This is a genomic window from Nocardioides exalbidus (genome assembly GCF_900105585.1).
Taxonomy (GTDB): Bacteria; Actinomycetota; Actinomycetes; order Propionibacteriales; family Nocardioidaceae; genus Nocardioides; species Nocardioides exalbidus.
Genome location: NZ_FNRT01000002.1, coordinates 2,976,560 through 2,990,997 on the forward strand (window position 1 = coordinate 2,976,560; position 14,438 = coordinate 2,990,997).

A 14,438-nucleotide genomic window follows, 5' to 3' on the forward strand; every position below is an offset into this window, starting at 1 on the left:
CGGCAGTGCCGACCGCCCACCCGTCCGGCTGGGCGCACGCCGACGGTGCCCTGCGCGGACCCCACTGGCTGCGTGAGCCGGCCGACCCGAACGCCCTCGTCGACCACCTCTGGTCGCAGACCGCGGTCAAGGCGGACGGCGTCCTGACCGTCGGGGGAGTGCCGCTGCCCGAGCTGGTGCGCGAGCACGGCTCACCGGCGTACGTCCTCGACGAGGCCGACTTCCGCGCGCGGGCGGTCGCCTTCCGCGACGCGTTCGCCGACTACGACGTCTTCTACGCCGGCAAGGCGTTCCTCTGCACGACGGTGGCGCGCTGGCTGGCCGAGGACGGCCTCAGCCTCGACGTGTGCTCGGGCGGCGAGCTCACCGTCGCCGAGCGCGCCGGCTTCCCGATGGCGAAGGTCGGCTTCCACGGCAACAACAAGACCCTCGGCGAGCTCGAGCGGGCCGTCGAGCTCGGGGTCGGCCGGATCATCGTGGACTCCTTCCACGAGATCGAGCGGCTGGCCGCGATCACGACCGAGCTCGGTCGCACGACCGGGGTGATGATCCGCGTGACCGCCGGCGTCGAGGCGCACACGCACGAGTACATCGCCACCGCGCACGAGGACCAGAAGTTCGGGTTCTCGATCGCGAGCGGCGACGCCCTCGAGGCCGTACGCCGCGTCCACGCCGCCCCCGGCCTCCGGCTGCTCGGGCTGCACTCCCACATCGGCAGCCAGATCTTCGACACCGCGGGCTTCGAGGTGGCGGCCCGGCGGGTGCTCGCGCTGCACGCGCAGGTGAGCGAGGAGATCGGTGTCGAGATGCCCGAGATGGACCTCGGCGGCGGCTTCGGCATCGCCTACACGACGCAGGACGACCCCTCGGACCCCTCCCAGCTGGCCACCGAGATGACCAAGATCGTCGAGCACGAGTGCCGGGCGCTGGGGATCGCGGAGCCGCGGCTCTCCATCGAGCCGGGCCGCGCGATCGTCGGCCCGTCGGTGTGCACCGTCTACGAGGTCGGCACCGTCAAGGAGGTCGCCCTCGACGGTGGCGCCCGCCGGTCCTACGTCTCGGTCGACGGCGGGATGAGCGACAACATCCGGACCGCCCTCTACGACGCCGACTACTCCGCCACGATCGCCTCGCGCGCCTCCGACGCGACGCCGACGCTGGCGCGCGTGGTGGGCAAGCACTGCGAGGCCGGGGACATCGTCGTCAAGGACGAGTTCCTGCCCGGCGACGTGGCTCCCGGTGACCTCGTCGCGGTCCCCGGCACGGGCGCCTACTGCAGATCCATGGCGTCCAACTACAACCACGCGCTGCGTCCTCCGGTGATCGGAGTTCGGGACGGGAAGACTTTCACCGTGCTGCGACGAGAGACTGTCGCCGACCTGTTGGCGACCGATGTGGGTGTTTCTTGATGAGTGAGGGTGCGAAGTCGCTCAAGGTGGCGGTGCTCGGCTGCGGTGCCGTGGGCTCGCAGGTGGTGCGGCTGCTGACCGAGCAGGCCGACGACCTGACGGCCCGGGTGGGTGCTCGCGTCGAGCTGGTGGGCGTCGCCGTGCGCCGCCTCGACGCGCCCCGCGAGGTCGAGGTGCCCGAGGGCCTGCTCACCACCGACGCGACGGGGCTCGTGTCCCGCGACGACGTCGACCTGGTCGTCGAGGTGATCGGCGGGATCGAGCCGGCCCGCTCGCTGATCCTCGCCGCGCTGGAGAACGGCGCCAGCGTCGTCACCGCCAACAAGGCGCTGCTGGCCGAGGACGGCCCGACGCTCTTCGAGGCCGCCGCCAAGGCCGAGCGCGACCTCTACTACGAGGCCGCGGTCGCGGGCGCCATCCCGATCCTGCGCCCCCTGCGCGAGTCGCTCGCCGGTGACAAGGTCACCCGCGTCCTCGGCATCGTCAACGGCACCACCAACTTCATCCTCGACAAGATGGACACCTCAGGGGCCGGCTTCTCCGAGGCTCTCGAGGAGGCCCAGCAGCTCGGCTACGCCGAGGCCGACCCGACCGCCGACGTCGAGGGCTTCGACGCCGCCGCCAAGGCCGCGATCCTGGCGAGCCTCGCCTTCCACTCGCGCGTCACCGCCTCCGACGTCTACCGCGAGGGCATCTCCGAGGTCACCGCCGCCGACGTCGCCAGCGCGCGTGACATGGGCGCGGTCGTCAAGCTGCTCGCGATCTGCGAGCTGCGCGGCGACCAGGTCGCCGCCCGCGTCCACCCGGCGATGATCCCGCGCTCGCACCCGCTCGCCAGCGTCCGCGAGGCCTACAACGCGGTCTTCGTCGAGTCCGAGGCGGCCGGCCAGCTGATGTTCTACGGACCCGGGGCCGGTGGCGCGCCGACGGCCAGCGCCGTGCTCGGCGACCTGGTCACGGTGGCCCGCAACCGCCTCGCGGGCACCCGCGGCGCGGGGGAGTCGGCGTACGCCGATCGCGCGGTGCAGCCGATGGGCGAGACCCGCACCCGCTACCACGTCGCCATCGACGTCGACGACCGCGCGGGCGTGCTCGCTGCGGTGGCGAACGCGTTCGCCGACCACGACGTGTCGATCCAGACCGTCCGGCAGGAGGGCCGCGGGGCCGACGCGCAGCTCGTCGTCGTCTCGCACGCCGCGCCCGACGCCGCGCTCAGCGCGACCGTGCAGCAGCTCCGTGACATGGACATCGTCCGCGAGGTCACCTCGGTGATGCGCGTCGAGGGAGGGGACGAGTGAGCACCGGCATGAGCACCACGACCAGCACGACCAACGGCCAGTGGCGCGGCGTGATCGAGGAGTACCGCGACCTCCTCGAGATCCCCGAGGGCCTCGAGGCCGTCACCCTCCGCGAGGGCGGCACCCCGCTGGTGCACTCCGACTGGCTGACCGGCGTCACGGGCGGCCAGGTGTGGCTCAAGGTCGAGGCCAACAACCCGACCGGCTCCTTCAAGGACCGCGGCATGACCGCCGCCATCTCCGTCGCGAAGCACGAGGGCGCGCAGGCCGTCGTCTGCGCGTCCACCGGCAACACCTCGGCGTCGATGGCCGCGTACGCCGCCAAGGCCGGGCTGAAGCCGCTCGTGCTCATCCCCGAGGGCAAGATCGCCGCCGGCAAGATGGCGCAGGCCGTCGTGCACGGCGCGCAGATCATCATGGTGCGCGGCAACTTCGACCACTGCCTCGACCTGGCGCGGGGCCTCGCGCGCGACTACCCCGTGGCGCTGGTCAACTCGGTCAACCCGGTCCGGCTCCAGGGCCAGAAGACCGCGTCGTTCGAGGTCGTCGACTTCCTGGGCGACGCGCCCGACCACCACCTGCTGCCCGTCGGCAACGCCGGCAACATCGCGGCCTACTGGCTCGGCTACCAGCAGTACGCCGAGCTCGGCCGCGCCACGAAGAAGCCCGTCATGCGCGGCTTCCAGGCCGAGGGCGCGGCGCCGCTGGTGACCGGCGAGCCGTTCCCCGACCCCGAGACCAAGGCCACCGCGATCCGCGTCGGCAACCCCGCCTCGTGGCACCTCGCGGAGATGGCGGCCAAGGAGTCCGAGGGTCGCTTCGCCGCCGTGTCGGACGCCCAGATCCTGTCCGCCCAGGTCGAGCTCGCCCGCCGTGACGGCGTCTTCGTGGAGCCGGCCTCGGCGGCCGGCGTCGCCGGGCTGCTCGCCGAGCTGGCCGCGGGCGAGAGCTATGCCGGGAAGACGGTGGTCATCACCGTGACCGGCCACGGCCTGAAGGACACCGCCACCGCGCTGGAGTCGTTCGGCGACATCGTGGACACCGTGGTGGACGCCGACGTCGAGGCCGCCGCGGCGGCCGCCGGTCTCGCCTGATGCCACCGTTCGTCGACGGGCCGGTGCAGGTCACCGTCCCGGCGACCTCGGCCAACCTCGGCCCGGGCTTCGACTCGCTGGGCCTCGCCCTCTCGCTGCGCGACGAGCTCGAGGCCGAGGTCCTCCCGGAGGGCCTGGTCGTCGAGGTCGAGGGCGCGGGCGCGGGCTCCGACGGGACCGGCGTGCCCCGCGACGAGTCCCACCTCGTCGTCCGCTCGATGCGCGCCGCCTTCGCGCTGATGGGGGAGCAGCCCCCGGGACTGCGCGTGTCGTGCCGCAACGTCATCCCGCACGCCCGGGGCCTCGGCTCGTCGTCGGCCGCGATCGTGGCGGGGGTGGTGCTGGCCCGGGCGCTCGTCGCCGGCGGCCAGCTGCTCGCCTCCGACGAGGCGCTCTTCGACCTCGCCGCCGACCTCGAGGGCCACCCCGACAACGTCGCCCCGGCGTTCTACGGCGGGTTCGTGATCAGCGGCCGCGAGGACGACCGGTGGTACGCCGTGCGTGCGGGCGTCGACCCGCGGATCACCGCGGTCGCCTTCGTCCCGCCGACGGGCGTGGAGACCAAGGTGGCCCGCGGGCTCCTTCCGGACGTGGTGCCGCACGCCGACGCCGCGGCCAACTCCGGTCGCGCCGCGCTCCTGGTCGCCGCGCTCACCGGGCAGCCCGAGCACCTGCTCGCCGCCACCCGCGACTGGCTCCACCAGGACCAGCGCGAGCCGGCCATGCCCGAGACGCTGGCCCTCGTCCGCCGCCTGCGCGCGGACGGCGTACCCGCCGTGGTGTCGGGTGCCGGGCCGACGGTCCTGGCGTTCGGTGCGACCGACACGTCGGCGCTGACCGCGAGCTGCCCGGACGGCTGGGCGTGTCACGACCTCGCGATCGAGCCCGACGGGGCCGTGCTGCTAACCTGACGGCGCGCCGTTCGGCGCACCCGCCCGTCCCGACGATCCGTCGCGAGCACGGGCACGACCATCCGCCTCGCGGGCCGCTCGACCGGCTGCAGGCGACGCAACGTGCGAAGGATCCACGTGACCGAGACTCCCTCGAAGCCTGCCAAGAAGACCGCTTCGAAGTCCTCCAGCAAGCCGTCCGGCCTCAGCTCGATGCTGCTGGCCGACCTCAAGTCGATGGCCGCGGGCCTCGGCATCGCCGGTGCCGGCTCCATGAAGAAGGCCCAGCTCGTCGACGCCATCAAGGCCGCCGGCACCCCGATCAGCCCGGCGCCCGCCGCCGACGCCCCCCGCACCGAGGCGCCCGAGGCGCCCGAGGCGCCCCGCACGGCACCCGCCGGACGGACCGCCTCCGACGCCGGGTCCGACGCGGCCCCGTCCGACGCCCGGTCCGACGCGGCCCCGTCCGACGACGCCTCCGACCAGCCGGCCCCGCAGACGACCGTCCGCACCCGGACCCGCAAGCAGCGCCAGGCCGACCAGGCCGAGCAGAAGCAGGCGGACCCCCAGGCCGGCGCCCAGCCCGAGCAGTCCCCGGACCCGCAGGACGGCCAGAAGCAGGACGGCAAGCATGACGGCCAGAAGCAGGACGGCAAGCAGGACGGCCAGAAGCAGGACCGGGCCAAGGGCCAGAACCAGCCCGGCCAGCAGGGCAAGGGCCAGAACAAGGGCCAGCAGGGCAACCAGCAGGGGAACCAGCAGGGGAACCAGCAGGGGAACCAGCAGGGGAACCAGCAGGGGAACCAGCAGGGTGGCCCCAAGCAGGGCGACCAGCGTGCCCAGCAGAACAACCAGAACGCCCAGAACCAGAACGCCCAGAACAACCAGGACCTCGACGACGACGAGGACGGCGAGGGCGGCAGCCGCCGCAACCGCCGCCGTCGCGGCCGCGACCGGACGACCGTCCGCACCGGTGGCCGCAGCGAGCCCGACACCACGATCCTCGAGGACGACGTCCTCGTCCCGGCAGCAGGCATCCTCGACGTGCTCGACAACTGCGCGTTCGTCCGGACGTCGGGCTACCTGCCCGGCACCGAGGACGTCTACCTGTCGCTGTCGATGGTGCGCAAGTACCACCTCCGCCGCGGCGACGCCGTGGTCGGCCAGGTCCGCCAGCCGCGCGAGGGCGAGCGTCGGGAGAAGTTCAACCCGATGGTGCGCATCGACAGCGTCAACGGCACCGAGGCCGAGGGCGCCAAGGAGCGTCCGGAGTTCCACGACGCCGTCCCGGTCCACCCGCACCAGCGGCTGCGCCTGGCCGTCGAGGGCGACCTCACCGGCCAGGTCATCGACATCGCCGCGCCTGTCGGCAAGGGCCAGCGCGGCCTGATCCTCACGCCTCCCCGGACCGGCGCGACGTCGCTGCTCCAGTCGATCGCGCGGTCGGTGACGACCAACAACCCCGAGTGCCACGTCATGGTCGTGCTCGTCGACGCCCGTCCGGAGGAGGTCACCGACTTCCAGCGCGCGGTCAAGGGCGAGGTCGTCGCCTCCACGTTCGACCGGCAGCCCGCCGACCACACCCTGGTCGCCGAGCTCGCCATCGAGCGGGCGAAGCGGCTCGTCGAGCTGGGCCACGACGTGGTCGTGCTGCTCGACTCGCTCACCCGCCTCGGGCGCGCCTACAACCTCGCCGCGCCCGCCAACGGCCGCGTGCTCGCCGGCATCGTCGACGCCTCCGCGGTCCACCCGACCAAGGAGTTCTTCGGCGCCGCGCGCAAGATCGAGGACGCCGGCTCACTGACCGTGCTCGCCACCGTCGCGGTCGGCACCGGCTCGGCGACCGACGAGTTCTTCCTCGAGGAGATCGCGGGCACTGAGAACCTCGAGCTCGCGCTCAGCGCCGACCGTGCGGCCAAGGGCATCGTCCCGGCCGTCGACGTCACCGCGTCGGGCACCCGCCACGAGGAGAAGCTGCTCGCGCCCGCCGAGGGCGCGGTCGTCGGCGACCTGCGCAAGCAGCTCGCCGCTGCCGACTCGCAGCAGGCCGTGGTCAAGGCGATCGGCCGCTGACGGGAATTCCCGGATTGGCGTCGCTGTTCAGACCGGTGGCACACTTGTCCGTCGGTTCCGGTTCACGTCACATGCGATCCACGCGGGCGACCCGGAACAACTCGAGAGGACACCCATGAAGAAGGACACCCACCCCGACTACGTCGAGACCGCCGTGACCTGCACGTGCGGCGCGTCGTTCACCACCCGCAGCACCGCGACCTCCGGCTCGATCCACGCCGACGTCTGCTCGCAGTGCCACCCGTTCTACACCGGCAAGCAGAAGATCCTCGACACCGGCGGCCGCGTCGCCCGGTTCGAGAGCCGCTACGGCAAGAAGGCTGCTGCCGAGAGCAAGTAGTCCACGTCAGGCGCCGGTCGCCCGCTCCGCGCGGGTGGCCGGCGCCTTGTCGTCTGTCCATGGGTGTGCCAGCAGGAGGAGTGGAGCGAGATGTTCGAGGCCGTCGAGGGCATGCGTGCCGAGCACGCCGAGCTCGAGCAGCGACTCGCCCTCCCCGAGACCCACGCCGACCAGCGGCTGGCCAAGCAGCTCAACCAGAGGTACGCCGAGCTGACCGCCGTCGTCACGACGTGGCAGGAGTGGCTCCAGCTCGGTGACGACATCGAGGCAGCCCGCGAGCTCGCCTCCGACGACCCGGCCTTCGCCGAGGAGGCCGACGAGCTGTCGCACCGGCGCGAGGTCGCGGGGGAGCGGCTGCGCCGGCTGCTCGTGCCGCGCGACGCGGCCGACGGCAAGGACGCCCTCCTCGAGATCAAGTCGGGGGAGGGCGGCGAGGAGTCGGCGCTGTTCGCCGGCGACCTGCTCCGGATGTACTCCCGCTACGCCGAGACCCGCGGCTGGAGCGTCGAGGTCCTCGACTCCACCGAGTCCGACCTCGGCGGCTTCAAGTCGGTCACCGCTGCCGTCAAGGCCAGGGGGACCGTCGAGCCCGGCCAGGCGCCGTACGCCCTGCTGAAGTTCGAGGGCGGCGTGCACCGCGTGCAGCGGGTCCCGGTCACCGAGTCGCAGGGCCGCGTGCACACGTCCGCCGCCGGCGTCCTGGTGATGCCCGAGGCCGAGCAGGTCGACGTCGAGATCAACGACAACGACCTGCGCATCGACGTCTACCGCTCCAGCGGCCCCGGCGGGCAGAGCGTCAACACGACCGACTCCGCCGTCCGGATCACCCACCTGCCCACCGGCATCGTGGCGAGCTGCCAGAACGAGAAGAGCCAGCTGCAGAACAAGGAGCAGGCGATGCGCATCCTCCGCGGCCGGCTGCTCCAGGCCGCGCAGGACGCCGCCGACGCCGAGGCCAGCGACGCGCGCCGCTCGCAGGTGCGCACGGTCGACCGGTCCGAGCGGATCCGCACCTACAACTTCCCGGAGAACCGGATATCCGACCACCGCACCGGCTACAAGTCCTACAACCTCGACCAGGTGCTCGACGGCGACCTGCAGCCGGTCCTCGACTCCTGCGTCGGGGCCGACATGGCGGTCCGGCTCGCGGCGCTCGAGTCCTGAGTGGAGGGCCGGATGCGGGCCAGTGCTGCACGCCGTGCCGCGGCGGCCGGGCTGCGGGAGGCGGGCGTCGCCTCTCCGGAGCGCGATGCCGACCTCCTGCTCGCCCACGTGCTCGACGTACCCCTCGGGCGGCTGCCGCTCGTCGACGACCTCAGCACGGCTCAGGCAGAGCAGTACGACGCCCTGGTGGCGCGCCGCGCGGCCCGCGAGCCGCTGCAGCACCTGACCGGCACCGCGGCGTTCCGGCACGTCGAGCTGGCCGTCGGGCCGGGGGTCTTCGTGCCACGCCCCGAGACCGAGCTGCTGGCCGGGTGGGCGATCGACGCGGCGTCCACGCTCCCGGCGCCGGTCGTGGTCGACCTCTGCACCGGCTCGGGCGCGATCGCCCGGGCGGTCGCCGACGAGGTCCCCGGTGCGGAGGTCCACGCGGTGGAGCTCGACGAGGGCGCCCTGGCCTGGGCCGAGCGCAACCTGGCCGGCACCGGCGTCGACCTGCGCCACGGTGACCTGGCGACGGCCTTCGACGACCTCGCGGGCACGGTCGACGTGGTGGTCTGCAACCCGCCCTACATCCCGCTCGAGGCGTGGGAGTCGGTGGCCGCGGAGGCACGCGACCACGACCCCCACCTCGCGCTGTTCTCCGGCCAGGACGGCCTCGACGCGATGCGCGTCCTCGAGCGGCGGGCGGCGCTGCTGCTGCGCCCCGGGGGAGTGGTGGGCGCCGAGCACGCCGACGTGCAGGGGGAGTCCGCACCCGCCGTCTTCGCCGCGTCCGGGCGCTGGGCCGACGTCGCCGACCACCTCGACCTCGCGGGTCGGGCGCGCTACGTGACGGCGAGGCTGGCACGATGAGCAGCGTGGACAGGTTCGAGACCTCGACCGAGGAGGAGCGCGAGGCTGCGGTGACCGCAGCCGCCGGCGCCGTACGACGCGGGGAGCTGGTGGTCATCCCCACCGACACCGTCTACGGCATCGCCGCCGACGCCTTCTCGCACGACTCCGTGAAGGCGCTGCTCGAGGCCAAGGGCCGCGGGCGCGACATGCCCCCGCCGGTGCTCGTCTCCGCGGCGACGACCCTCGATGCGCTCGCTGAGGGCGTGCCCACGTGGGCACGCGCGCTCGTCGAGCAGTTCTGGCCCGGCCCGCTGACCGTCGTGTGCCGCCAGCAGGCCTCGCTCATGTGGGACCTCGGCGAGACCCGCGGCACCGTCGCGGTGCGGATGCCCGACGACGAGGTCGCCCTCGCCGTGCTCGAGCGCACCGGCCCGCTCGCCGTCAGTTCGGCCAACACCACGGGCCTGCCCGCCGCGACCGACGCCGACCAGGCCGAGGAGATGCTCGGCGACTCGGTCTCCGTGATCGTCGACGCCGGCACCTCGCCGGGTGGCGAGGCGTCCACGATCATCGACTGCACGGTCCCGGAGGGACGCGTCCTGCGCCTGGGCGCGCTGTCGGTCGAGACGCTCAACGCGGCCCTCGAGGAGCACGGCGTGGTGCTCGCGGACGAGGACTGACGGCGGGCCGTGCGGGAATACCTCCTCGTCTTCCTGGTCGCCCTGTCGGTGACCTACCTGCTCACCGTCGTCGCGCGCGAGATCGCGCTGCGCACGGGAGCCGTCGCGCAGGTGCGTGACCGCGACGTCCACGCGGAGCCCATTCCCTACCTCGGCGGCCTCGCGATGCTGGGCGGCCTCGTCGCCGCCTACGTCGTCGCGCAACGGCTGCCGTTCCTCGGCAACCAGAGCGAGTTCTTCGTCTTCAACGACGCCGGCGTCGTGCTGCTGGCGGGCGCGCTGGTGTGCGCGGTCGGCGTCATCGACGACATCTTCGAGCTCGACGCGCTGACCAAGCTCGGCGGGCAGGTGCTCGCCGCCGGCCTGCTGGTCGCGCTGGGCGTGCGGTTCTACTACTTCCCGGGCCCCGACGGCGTGCAGTTCTCCCTCGACGACGCCCAGGGCGCACTGCTGACGCTGGTCGTGGTGATCGGCACGATGAACGCGGTCAATTTCGTCGACGGCCTCGACGGGCTGGCCGCCGGAGTGGTCGGCATCGGCGCGGCCGCGTTCTTCTTCTACTGCTACATGGTCTCGGACCAGAACAACCTGACCCTGGCGACCACCGGTGCCCTGCTCAGCGCCGCCCTCGCGGGCGCGTGCGCGGGCTTCCTCCCGCACAACTTCCACCCCGCGCGGCTCTTCATGGGTGACTCCGGCTCGATGCTGATCGGGCTGGTGCTCTCGGCGAGCGCACTCACGCTGACCGGCCAGTTCGTCGGGATGCCGGCCACCGAGGGCAACAGCCTCTTCGTGACCGTGCTGCCGGTGCTGCTGCCCATCTCGCTGCTGATGGTGCCGATGGTCGACCTCGTGCTCGCCGTCGTACGACGCACCCGCGCCGGCCGCTCGCCGATGAGCGCCGACAAGCAGCACCTGCACCACCGCCTCCTCGAGATCGGGCACTCCCAGCGCCGTGCCGTGCTGATCATGTGGATGTGGGCGTTCACCATCTCCACCGGGGCGGTGATCGTCAGCCTCGTGAGCGACGCCTGGGTCTGGTGGGCGGTGGGCTCGATGCTCGCGGTGACCGTCCTGCTGACGTTCGTGCTCCCGAAGGTGCACCGACCGCCCAAGACGGGCCTGGGCAACACCGGGCTGCCGGAGAACGCGGTCGTCGAGGGTCGCGTCGAGGAACCGGCGCAGCCCGGGGACGACGACTTGACCCCAGCCGCCGAACAGGGTGTCGTGGAGGCCTCCGGGAGCACCGGGGGAGGCACTGGCGAGACGGTTGCCTGACCCCGGTTCGAGGCACTCGGGGACTTTGTGATAACTTTCACGAGCAGTCCAGAACTGCTTCCCAACTGAGTCGCACCCGACCTCTTGAGAGACAGGCCGCCGCCATGACGACCGAGTCGAAGCACACGACCCGCACCGGGTCGTCGCCGCTCCTCGGTGCCTGGGGCGCAGGTGCCGTCGCGCTCCTGCTGCTCGTCGTGCTGGCCGGCTTCGCCGACGGACGTCCCGCGGTCGTCGGCGCCGCCGTCGGGGGAGTGCTCACGCTCGCCGTCTTCGGGTTCGGCCTCGCGATCGTCTCCACGGTCGCGCGCGTGATGCCGTCGGCGTCGCTCCTGGTCGCGCTGATGACCTACGCGCTCCAGCTCCTCGTGCTGGCCCTGGGTGTGGCCGCGATCGACCGGTCCGGCATCGGCCCCGACACCCTCCGGCCGAGCTGGTTCGCGGCCGGGGTCATCGTCGTGACGCTGCTCTGGCTGGCGGGCCAGGTGCTGTCCTCCGTGCGGCAGCGGATCCCGGTCTACGACCTCCCCGAGGAGGCTGGTGAGGGTCACCTCACCCAGACCGTGCGGACGGGTGCTCCGGCCGATCACCCCGGGGGTGAGCGATGACTGATTCCGCTGCTAGTGTCCGGTCTGCGATGGCTCGACAGCTTCCCCCGACGGCCTCACCCGACGACGACACCCCCAAGGGCGACCCCTGGCACGCCTTCGGCTACATCGTCTCGGGCGTGGCGCTCTACGGGCTGGCGGGCTGGGCGCTCGATCGGTGGCTCGGAACGAACTTCCTCGTGGCGATCGGCATCCTCGTCGGTGCTGGCTTCGGGATCTACATGACGTACGCACGGTTCAACAAGGCAGTAGGAGACTGACTCGATGTTCGGCATCACGATGGCGGCGTCCGGGGACGAGTTCGTCGCCCCTGGCCCCAACAGCTTCGACTTCTCCAAGCAGGCGCTGTTCCACATCGGTGACATCGCGGTCACCAAGCCCATGGTGCAGCTGCTCCTGGGCGCGGTCATCGTGTTCGGGTTCTTCTGGATCGCCTTCCGCCGTCCGCAGCTGGTCCCCGGCCGGATGCAGTTCGCCGGCGAGTCCGCCTACGGCATGGTCCGCAACTCGATCGGCCGCGACATCATCGGCAGCCACGACTTCATCAAGTTCGTGCCCTACCTGGTGACGATCTTCTTCTTCCTCCTGATCAACAACGTGATGGCCTCGATCCCCGCGATCCAGTTCCCGACGTTCTCGCGTGCCTCGATGGCCTACGCGCTCGCTGCGCTGAGCTGGATCATCTACAACGCGGTCGGCATCAAGAAGCACGGTCTTCTGGGCTACCTCAAGCTCCAGAGCGTGCCGAGCGGCGTCAGCCCGGCGATGTACCCGCTGCTGGTCCCGCTGGAGTTCTTCTCCAACATCCTGGTCCGCCCGGTCACCCTCGCGCTGCGACTCTTCGCCAACATGTTCGCCGGGCACCTGCTGATGATCCTGTTCACCACCGGCGGCCTCTTCCTCCTGCAGTACGGCGGCATCGGCTACGTCGCGGGTCCCGCGGCGTGGCTGCTCGCCATCGCCATCGGCTTCCTCGAGCTGCTGGTCCAGTTCCTGCAGGCCTACGTCTTCACCCTGCTCAACGCGATGTACATCTCCGGCGCGCTCGCCGACGAGCACTGAGCGACCCGCACCACCCTGATCTGCTCCACCCCTACCTGAAGTAGCACCAACCGAAAGGAAACTGCCGTGGACGGCAACCTCAACATGATCGGCTACGGACTCGCGGCCATCGGCCCCGGTGTCGGTATCGGCCTGATCTTCGCGGCCTACATCTCCGGTGTGGCCCGTCAGCCCGAGGCCCAGAGCCGCCTCCAGTCGATCGCCATCCTGGGCTTCGCCCTGGCCGAGGCGCTCGCCATCATCGGTATCGCGCTCGCGTTCGTTCTCTGACACGACCCGCCTGCACGACTGACGAAGGACTGCCATGCAGAATCTGATCATCCTCGCCGCTGCCGAGGGCGAGACCGAGGGCGGCCACGCGCCGGAGAACCCGCTCGGCTTCGTGCCGGTCGAGTTCGCACTCTCGCTCGTCATCTTCGGCCTGCTGCTCTTCCTCATCTGGAAGTACGTCACGCCTCGCTTCGAGCAGACGTTCGCCGAGCGCACGCAGGCGATCGAGGGCGGCATCGCCGCGGCCGAGTCCAAGCAGGCCGAGGCCGACGCCAAGCTCGCCGAGCTGGAGAAGCAGCTCGCCGACGCCCGGCACGAGGCGGCGCGCATCCGCGAGGAGGCGCGCGAGCAGGGTGCCCAGATCGTCGCCGAGATGCGGGAGTCGGCCCAGGCCGAGTCCACGCGCATCGTCGAGCACGGCAAGGCGCAGATCGAGGCCGAGCGCCAGCAGGCGGTCACCTCGCTCCGTGCCGAGGTCGGCACGCTCGCGACCGGCCTGGCCGGGCGCATCGTGGGCGAGAGCCTGGAGGACGAGGCTCGCCAGAGCCGCGTCGTCGAGCGCTTCCTCGCCGACCTCGAGGCGCAGAACGGCTCCACCTCGGGGAGTGTCAACTGATGATGCGAGGTGCGTCCGCAGACGCCTACGCCGCAGCCGCCGCCGTGCTCCCGGGCACCGGCGACCTGGGCAAGGTGGCGCAGGACCTGTTCGGGACGGCGGACCTGCTCCGCGCCGAGCCGGCGCTGCGCCGCGTCGCGACCGACGTCTCGATCCCGGGCGAGGCCAAGGCCGAGCTGCTCCGCGGAGTGCTCGCCGGCAAGGTCTCGACAGAGGCCCTCGAGGTCGTCACCGCCGCGGTGTCGCAGCGGTGGACGTCGGGTCGTGACCTGGGCGACGCGCTCGAGCAGCTGGGCGTGGTCGCGGCGGTGCGCTCCACCGGCGACGACGCCGGCCGGCTCGAGGACGAGCTCTTCGAGGTGGCCCAGCTGGTGCAGGCCAACCCGGAGCTGCGCGACGCGTTCTCCGACCCGGCGCGCACGCGTGCCGACAAGTCGGGACTGGTCGACAGCCTCTTCGGCGGCAAGGCCCTGCCCGCCACGGTGTCGCTCGTGCAGCAGTCGCTGTCGGGCAGCCACCGCACGGTGGGCGTGGCCATCGCGGCCTACCAGAGGATCGCCGCCGAGGTCCGCGGCCAGGGCGTGGCCACCGTGCACGTCGCCCGCCCGCTCGCCGACGCCGACCGCGAGCGGCTCGCCGCCTCGCTGTCGAGCACCTACGGCCGCGCGATCCACCTCAACGTCGTCGTGGACCCCGCGGTCATCGGCGGCATCCGTGTCGAGATCGGTGACGACGTCATCGATGGGACGGTCTCCAGCCGCCTCGACGACGCCGGGCGCAAGCTGGCCGGCTGATCACGATCGACATCCAAGAACTTTTCGA

Annotated in this window: 16 protein-coding genes; all 16 read left to right on the plus strand. The window is 72.0% G+C overall.

All coding sequences use genetic code 11. From position 1 onward, the window contains the following. Positions 1–5 precede the first annotated feature (5 nt). The 16 genes from lysA to BLV76_RS14720 all read left to right on the plus strand — a co-directional run bounded on the left by lysA (position 6) and on the right by BLV76_RS14720 (position 14,410). The gene (gene lysA / locus BLV76_RS14645) at positions 6–1,409 is read left to right on the plus strand and encodes a diaminopimelate decarboxylase (protein ID WP_090969785.1); all 1,404 of its coding nucleotides are present in this window, start codon (positions 6–8) and stop codon (positions 1,407–1,409) included. Beyond that, positions 1,409–2,707, plus strand: coding sequence for a homoserine dehydrogenase (locus tag BLV76_RS14650; RefSeq protein WP_090969786.1), 1,299 nt, complete (start codon positions 1,409–1,411; stop codon positions 2,705–2,707). Before lysA ends, BLV76_RS14650 begins: the two co-directional genes overlap by 1 nt. Before the next feature lie 8 nt (positions 2,708–2,715). Continuing rightward, positions 2,716–3,801 carry a threonine synthase gene (gene thrC, locus BLV76_RS14655; protein ID WP_090972770.1) on the plus strand — a complete coding sequence of 362 codons (1,086 nt, stop codon included), beginning with the start codon at positions 2,716–2,718 and terminating at the stop codon, positions 3,799–3,801. Beyond that, entirely contained in the window at positions 3,801–4,712 is a 912-nt protein-coding gene (thrB, locus tag BLV76_RS14660; RefSeq protein ID WP_090969787.1) for a homoserine kinase, read from the plus strand. The genes thrC and thrB overlap by 1 nt, the downstream gene beginning before the upstream one ends. A 117-nt stretch (positions 4,713–4,829) precedes the next feature. Then, a complete protein-coding gene (gene rho / locus BLV76_RS14665) occupies positions 4,830–6,764 on the plus strand; it encodes a transcription termination factor Rho (RefSeq protein ID WP_090969788.1) in 1,935 nt (644 codons plus the stop codon). Positions 6,765–6,879: 115 nt separating this feature from the next. Further along, entirely contained in the window at positions 6,880–7,104 is a 225-nt protein-coding gene (gene rpmE, locus BLV76_RS14670) for a 50S ribosomal protein L31 (RefSeq protein ID WP_090969789.1), read from the plus strand. Positions 7,105–7,194: 90 nt separating this feature from the next. Then, positions 7,195–8,268: a peptide chain release factor 1 gene (gene prfA / locus BLV76_RS14675; RefSeq protein ID WP_090969790.1), complete on the plus strand. Its 1,074-nt coding sequence runs from the start codon at positions 7,195–7,197 to the stop codon at positions 8,266–8,268. A gap of 12 nt (positions 8,269–8,280) precedes the next feature. Beyond that, positions 8,281–9,120, plus strand: coding sequence for a peptide chain release factor N(5)-glutamine methyltransferase (gene prmC / locus BLV76_RS14680; protein ID WP_090972772.1), 840 nt, complete (start codon positions 8,281–8,283; stop codon positions 9,118–9,120). After that, a complete protein-coding gene (locus BLV76_RS14685) occupies positions 9,117–9,782 on the plus strand; it encodes an L-threonylcarbamoyladenylate synthase (RefSeq protein ID WP_090969791.1) in 666 nt (221 codons plus the stop codon). Before prmC ends, BLV76_RS14685 begins: the two co-directional genes overlap by 4 nt. Before the next feature lie 9 nt (positions 9,783–9,791). Beyond that, complete coding sequence (locus BLV76_RS14690; protein WP_090969792.1) at positions 9,792–11,060, plus strand: MraY family glycosyltransferase; 1,269 nt, start codon at positions 9,792–9,794, stop codon at positions 11,058–11,060. Between the two features lie 104 nt (positions 11,061–11,164). Then, the gene (locus BLV76_RS14695; protein WP_090969793.1) at positions 11,165–11,668 is read left to right on the plus strand and encodes a hypothetical protein; all 504 of its coding nucleotides are present in this window, start codon (positions 11,165–11,167) and stop codon (positions 11,666–11,668) included. Between the two features lie 29 nt (positions 11,669–11,697). Continuing rightward, positions 11,698–11,928 carry an AtpZ/AtpI family protein gene (locus BLV76_RS14700; RefSeq protein ID WP_090969794.1) on the plus strand — a complete coding sequence of 77 codons (231 nt, stop codon included), beginning with the start codon at positions 11,698–11,700 and terminating at the stop codon, positions 11,926–11,928. 4 nt (positions 11,929–11,932) lie between these two features. Then, a complete protein-coding gene (gene atpB, locus BLV76_RS14705; protein ID WP_090969795.1) occupies positions 11,933–12,730 on the plus strand; it encodes a F0F1 ATP synthase subunit A in 798 nt (265 codons plus the stop codon). 66 nt (positions 12,731–12,796) lie between these two features. Beyond that, complete coding sequence (gene atpE, locus BLV76_RS14710) at positions 12,797–13,000, plus strand: ATP synthase F0 subunit C (protein WP_056908071.1); 204 nt, start codon at positions 12,797–12,799, stop codon at positions 12,998–13,000. 34 nt (positions 13,001–13,034) lie between these two features. Next, on the plus strand, positions 13,035–13,616 hold the full coding sequence (locus tag BLV76_RS14715) for a F0F1 ATP synthase subunit B (RefSeq protein ID WP_090969796.1): 582 nt from the start codon (positions 13,035–13,037) through the stop codon (positions 13,614–13,616). Further along, positions 13,616–14,410 (plus strand): F0F1 ATP synthase subunit delta, encoded by a 795-nt coding sequence (locus BLV76_RS14720; RefSeq protein WP_090969797.1) that lies wholly within the window; start codon positions 13,616–13,618, stop codon positions 14,408–14,410. The genes BLV76_RS14715 and BLV76_RS14720 overlap by 1 nt, the downstream gene beginning before the upstream one ends. The last annotated feature ends 28 nt before the right edge of the window (positions 14,411–14,438 follow it).

Bases quoted from the DNA above. Each gene is read 5' to 3' on its own strand.
- BLV76_RS14720 (WP_090969797.1), top strand. From the start codon at position 13,616: ATGATGCGAGGTGCGTCCGCAGACGCCTACGCCGCAGCCGCCGCCGTG.
- thrC (WP_090972770.1), top strand. From the start codon at position 2,716: ATGAGCACCACGACCAGCACGACCAACGGCCAGTGGCGCGGCGTGATC.
- BLV76_RS14685 (WP_090969791.1), top strand. From the start codon at position 9,117: ATGAGCAGCGTGGACAGGTTCGAGACCTCGACCGAGGAGGAGCGCGAG.
- BLV76_RS14650 (WP_090969786.1), top strand. From the start codon at position 1,409: ATGAGTGAGGGTGCGAAGTCGCTCAAGGTGGCGGTGCTCGGCTGCGGT.
- BLV76_RS14715 (WP_090969796.1), top strand. From the start codon at position 13,035: ATGCAGAATCTGATCATCCTCGCCGCTGCCGAGGGCGAGACCGAGGGC.
- atpB (WP_090969795.1), top strand. From the start codon at position 11,933: ATGTTCGGCATCACGATGGCGGCGTCCGGGGACGAGTTCGTCGCCCCT.
- thrB (WP_090969787.1), top strand. From the start codon at position 3,801: ATGCCACCGTTCGTCGACGGGCCGGTGCAGGTCACCGTCCCGGCGACC.
- prmC (WP_090972772.1), top strand. From the start codon at position 8,281: ATGCGGGCCAGTGCTGCACGCCGTGCCGCGGCGGCCGGGCTGCGGGAG.
- BLV76_RS14695 (WP_090969793.1), top strand. From the start codon at position 11,165: ATGACGACCGAGTCGAAGCACACGACCCGCACCGGGTCGTCGCCGCTC.
- prfA (WP_090969790.1), top strand. From the start codon at position 7,195: ATGTTCGAGGCCGTCGAGGGCATGCGTGCCGAGCACGCCGAGCTCGAG.
- BLV76_RS14700 (WP_090969794.1), top strand. From the start codon at position 11,698: ATGGCTCGACAGCTTCCCCCGACGGCCTCACCCGACGACGACACCCCC.
- rpmE (WP_090969789.1), top strand. From the start codon at position 6,880: ATGAAGAAGGACACCCACCCCGACTACGTCGAGACCGCCGTGACCTGC.